General features: G+C 47.0%; 5 protein-coding genes. 1 reads left to right on the forward strand and 4 read right to left on the reverse strand.

The window, feature by feature from the left end:
• Positions 1-129: 129 nt before the first annotated feature.
• On the reverse strand, positions 130-645 hold the full coding sequence (locus GF401_03260; GenBank protein MBD3344061.1) for a gamma carbonic anhydrase family protein: 516 nt from the start codon (positions 643-645) through the stop codon (positions 130-132).
• Between the two features lie 189 nt (positions 646-834).
• Entirely contained in the window at positions 835-2,247 is a 1,413-nt protein-coding gene (locus tag GF401_03265; protein ID MBD3344062.1) for a hypothetical protein, read from the reverse strand.
• Between the two features lie 625 nt (positions 2,248-2,872).
• Here GF401_03265 and GF401_03270 point away from each other — a divergent pair.
• Positions 2,873-3,310 (forward strand): peptidylprolyl isomerase, encoded by a 438-nt coding sequence (locus GF401_03270; GenBank protein ID MBD3344063.1) that lies wholly within the window; start codon positions 2,873-2,875, stop codon positions 3,308-3,310.
• Positions 3,311-3,463: 153 nt separating this feature from the next.
• On the opposite strand, the gene GF401_03275 is transcribed toward GF401_03270, so the two are convergent.
• On the reverse strand, positions 3,464-4,333 hold the full coding sequence (locus GF401_03275) for a hypothetical protein (GenBank protein MBD3344064.1): 870 nt from the start codon (positions 4,331-4,333) through the stop codon (positions 3,464-3,466).
• Positions 4,334-4,391: 58 nt separating this feature from the next.
• Positions 4,392-4,631, reverse strand: coding sequence for a hypothetical protein (locus GF401_03280; protein ID MBD3344065.1), 240 nt, complete (start codon positions 4,629-4,631; stop codon positions 4,392-4,394).
• Positions 4,632-5,108: the final 477 nt, after the last annotated feature.

The following is a 5,108-nucleotide window of genomic DNA, read 5'->3' on the forward strand; positions in this document are numbered from 1 at the left end:
CTCCTTTGTTCCCGCGATCACCGATTGTATCCCCTCCGGGTATTATATCAGCCGGACCGGGGCCCAAATAGAGTTGTTGCCGGGAATCCTCAGGAGATAGCTGCAGTTATTCAATGTGTCATCAGCGTTCTATCTCTGCTGCTTATCCCGGTGAAGCCCGGTCATCCATATATACGCTTTCCAGGACTCTTCGATTCGTTTGCGGTCGTCATCGGTAGTCGTTCGCTTTACTTTTGCCGGTACGCCGGCTACCAGTGAATTCTCCGGCACCTGCATTCCTTCGGTTACTACTGCACCTGCAGCAACAATCGAACCGCTTCCGACCGATGCCCCGGTCAAAACCATTGCTCCCATGCCGATCAGGCAGTCATCGGCGACCGTGGCGGCATGAATTATCGCCCGGTGACCCACGGTTACCCGTGCCCCGATCCGGCATGATGTGTTCTTGTCAATGTGCACGATCGAGCCATCCTGGATATTGGTATCTTCACCGATACTGATCGCCTCTCCGGGTTCATCACCCCTGATAATGCATCCGTACCAGACACTCGCTCCCCGGGCAATCGCAACATTACCCATTACTACGGCATTGGGCGCAATCCAGGTATCGGAGTTGATTTTGGGATCGGGAATATTTTTCAGCATTGCATGAATCCTCCGGTTAGAATATTGCAAGAGGGCTTGTGGTCGATAACCTGATATAATATATCAGATTCGATTGAATACGTGCAATAGGGCAGGGGAGAAAGGTATCCGGAGGTGATTATTCCGGATCTACAAAGAATTTCAGGAAACTATTCGCGCCAGCCTGCGTTTTAACAGCATGAATGATCTTTACCGAAGTGGCACAAGCTTCTGAACGGCCTTTTTCCCTTTTCCCTGTATTGCAGCAAAGTAAATTGAGGAACCGATACCGGCGTCATCGAAGTCGATCATATGCTTTCCCGCAGCAAATTGTTCCGAGACAGCACCAACAGCTCTGCCGTCTATGGAATAAAGTGAAACGCGGTAGCTGCCCGGTTCAGCCACATGTATCGATACTCTCCGGGAGGATATACCTGCTATACTCAGGGAATTTGCAGCTTTGACATTCTTGTCAACTGTCGAGACATAATTTCCATAACTGTACAGTGCATACAGTGCACAGTTATGAGCGGGCATATTTACCGTTGTGGAGGGGCTGTTCGGATTATCGATTGCGGCGATATCGCCGGCCCACTGGTCAAAAACCATGCTGTCCGGTGCTGCTGATGCTGTTATTTCAACGGTTTCGCCGGAAAGATACGGGCCGTCACCATCACCGTCAACCACACTCAGCACCCAGTGGCCTTCATAGGCAATATCCCGGAATCCTTCGACAACAGCACGGGTATCGTTCAACCGTCTGGCATTGTGCGCCGGATCCGCCTCACCGAGCGGAATACCGAACCGTTCGTTGTTAACCGTGACATAGGGATTGGTAAAATAGGGTACCCGCGGGCAACTGCCGCCGGTACAATTACTATATGCCATAACCGAGCGGTAATCATGCCGGCAGAGGCCGTAATTATAGTTATCCTGGTAGGTTCCTATCCTGTCATACACGACACGGTCATGCTTTGCGCCGAGATTATGGCCGGTTTCATGGGTGAACTTAAATTTCGACTGGATATTGCTCTTGGTCATGGTACTGAATGCAGAACGCTCTTCACCGGTATACGTATGCGCTGTACCTCCTTTTCCACCAATAGTCCAGAATGTCACCAGATCGGCGCCGTACTGGTCCCGAAGGCGGGTGACATCGGCATCTGCACGGACATCAACAGCACTCTGAATGTTATCAGTCAAGGCGAGCTCCTCATGGTGTACCAGACGAAAGGCGATTTTTATGCGGCTGTTTTCGAAGATAAAGTTTGATTCTTCGATCCTGAAATTAATCTCATCGTCAAGCGCATCGGCAGATGAAAACGATGCACGGTATTCCGAAGAATAAAAAACGATAACATCGATAAAAGATAGAGCACTGTCTGAGGATGACGCTGCTGATTTTGCAAGCCCGCCAGGTTGATCCTGCTCGAATTCTTCTTCATCGCCTGAAGGGTCGATCTGGACTGCCGTGATTTCTCCTGACGGCTGTGTTTCAAGGAGCCAGGCGCCGTCGGTGTCGTACAGGGTTGCGGTGATTCTTCCATTGGTGCAGTAAACAGTTATATGGCACTCCGGCCTTTTGGGATTAGTCCCGGTCCAGAATGTTGCTGCATTTTTAATCCTGCGAAATGAGCTTCTTTTAAAATGTAAATCACCTTATTCTAATCCGGCAGGATATCATCATGCAGGTAATGACGCTATCCGATTGACATGTCCAGAGATTTCCACGAGTTGCAGGCAGGTCAAAATTGCTCCAGTTCGGGGTCATTATCAAACGGGACAATCTGTTCGGGAGTCAATTCCCGGTGGATATATGGGCGGCATCGCTTTTGTCCGGTTATTTGCGCTGTTGCCGCCGTGAAATTTTCCTTCCCGGCGGGAAAAAGCGGCATATATATGTATATGCATTTGAAATCTTAAAACATTGTCGCATTGATAGATGTTGCCTTTTTGACCATCTGTGCTGCACCATTTATATTAAAGCTCTACGGTTAGTCGCCTGCAGGGACAAATTGTGCAAGAGATGGCCATTTTCAAGCGTAACGCGGCCGTTGGACATCAGGTAAACGCCGACACTGATTCAAGCATAAATGTCCAGTTTCAGAATACGTGAAATCAACATTCAGAAATCGGGCTGATCAATCTGAAACTTGCACTGAGTGGTATTAAACTATCTGCAATATAAAATCTGGAATCCATTAATTAACCAGGTGCAAACGCCTGAAAACGCAGAAAGGAGTCCAATATGTCGAAAGCAAAAGAAGGTGATACGGTAAAGGTCCAGTACACCGGCAAGCTTGAAGATGGTACTGTTTTTGATCAGAACAATGAGGACAACCTGCTTGAGTTTACAATTGGTGAACATAAAATAATTCCCGGGTTTGAACAGGCCGTTGTTGATATGGAAGAAGGGGAAACAAAGACTGTTTCAGTTTCTTCTGAAAATGCCTATGGCCCTTATAACAGCGATGCTGTTATCGAAACCACCCGGAGTGTATTACCTGAAAATCTCGAGCCCGAGCTAGGACAACGCCTGCAGGCTCAGGATAAAAACGGTAATCCCTTTGTTGTGAGAATCACCGATATGTCGGACAACACCGTCACTCTCGACGGCAACCATCCACTGGCAGGAAAAAATCTGAATTTCGAAATTTCGCTGAAAGAAGTTGTCGGAAAAGAATAAGAATATTAAAAATATTCATAAAGTGGAGGGTGCGGCAGTTTAAGAGGCTGCATACCTCCTTTTTTAATTTTCGGGAATAATTCTTCTCTCATTTGTCGTAATCGTTCTCGTTGGCTTTTGTCTCTTTTTCTTACCCTCAATCTTTCCGGTGCCTCATTCAAACTGGAATCCGCGCTCCCTGAACCAGGATTCCAGATCGGTCATTTCACGATCAAAAGCTTCACTGTCGTATTGTTGTTCGAGTTGTTTGACTTTTTCCGCGAATTCAGCTTCCTTTTCCAGTGTTTCTTTGATTTTGCTGTCGAAGGCTTCAACGGCGCCGTGAAGATCGCCGACCACAAAATGAAGCTCGTATAAATTGCCGATCAAACGGGTCATCGTTTCGATACACCGTGGATTGAATCCTTTGATGTATGCCGGAATTTCGGCAACTAAAACAGTCAAGCTGATATTTTCCTGCCTGGCCCTGAAGGTTAGATAGGAGACAATACTTGCAGGCCCCTCGTAATCGCTCGGTTTTAGCCCATGCTCCAGAAGATTCTCCCGAGTGTTTTCATCGGAACAGGAAAAGGTTATACGGGGTTCCCGGGAGTGAGGGGTAAGCCCGGATACGCTTCCGATAAAACAGATTTGGTCGACCGCATAGTATTTACAGAGCGAAAAAACCGCATCGCCATATTCTTCCCAGGCAAGATTCGGTTCCTTACCGGAAAAATAGATAAGATCGTTACCCTGGTCGAAATAGAATGAATTGGCCGGCGGTGAATACTCTTCAACAATGCCTTCACGTATAGCCGTATGGGGACGGAACAGGGCGGTGAGCTCCATGGAACCGGGAAAACTGTAGAGATAAAAGCCGCTTGGATCGATATCGGCAAGTTTCTGGGCCTTGAATTTTTTAACCAGATAATCGATTGTTCCCAATGATACTTCTCCGCCGTTCATCCATCCCGAAAATCCCATAATCAGACGGGGACTGATCAGCTTCGGATAGGCATGGAGTTTTAATTTTTCTTGTGCCATACTTCCAAAATAGGAAATTATGGTGGGGGAGTCAAGGTGGGGATTGAAGATTGCCGGATTAGCTTTTTAATGAGGGATTTGAGACAACGAGAAAGATGACGAGTTGAGATATGGAACAGTCTGCGTCTGCCTTTCGAATTTCGACTTTCGAATTTACTTCGTTTCCCGGTTCCTGTGCTAAACGTGTGGTAATGGCCGGCAAAACGGTGTGGTTCCTGGCCGGAATGAGCGTTTCCAGTTCGGGCCTGTATTCGATATTTTCATAAAGACAGAGCGGCTTGTGCACTGTTTTCGGCATATATCGAAATCCACATCAGAGAAAAAAAGAAAAAAAGCCATGCAGGAATCTTCATGACATTCCTCTGTAGTATATTAAAAAATAACAAATAAATTATTGCCGGTAGTCTGTGGTGTGATCTGTTGGAACAAGATACTATAAAGTGTTCGCATGAAGCAAGCTTTTCCGGAAAGCTGTTATGGATTTTCAGGAGGTGATGGATACGCTCGAAAGAATGGGGGATTCGCAGACACGGAAAATGGTGCGATGCTGAATGGAATGTGACCGCGTAACTTCTTCCTCTGGTGAGACTGCAATTTGTGAAGGGAAAGAGAAAATATAGGGGCGAGTGCCAAAGGCATTGCGCAGTGTGCCCGAGCATATTATTGATATTGATCTGCATAATTCCACCAGTATACTGTTGTTGTCATACCTGCAACACTGGTGATTACCACAATCACGTAACTGATCCAGTTTACACCCCCGCCTGCCTCAGAG

The organism is Chitinivibrionales bacterium, from assembly GCA_014728215.1.
Lineage (GTDB): Bacteria > Fibrobacterota > Chitinivibrionia > Chitinivibrionales > WJKA01 > WJKA01.

Excerpts from the sequence above, each read along its gene's own strand:
- GF401_03280 (MBD3344065.1), bottom strand. The coding sequence starts at position 4,631 with ATGCCGAAAACAGTGCACAAGCCGCTCTGTCTTTATGAAAATATCGAA.
- GF401_03270 (MBD3344063.1), top strand. The coding sequence starts at position 2,873 with ATGTCGAAAGCAAAAGAAGGTGATACGGTAAAGGTCCAGTACACCGGC.
- GF401_03275 (MBD3344064.1), bottom strand. The coding sequence starts at position 4,333 with ATGGCACAAGAAAAATTAAAACTCCATGCCTATCCGAAGCTGATCAGT.
- GF401_03260 (MBD3344061.1), bottom strand. The coding sequence starts at position 645 with ATGCTGAAAAATATTCCCGATCCCAAAATCAACTCCGATACCTGGATT.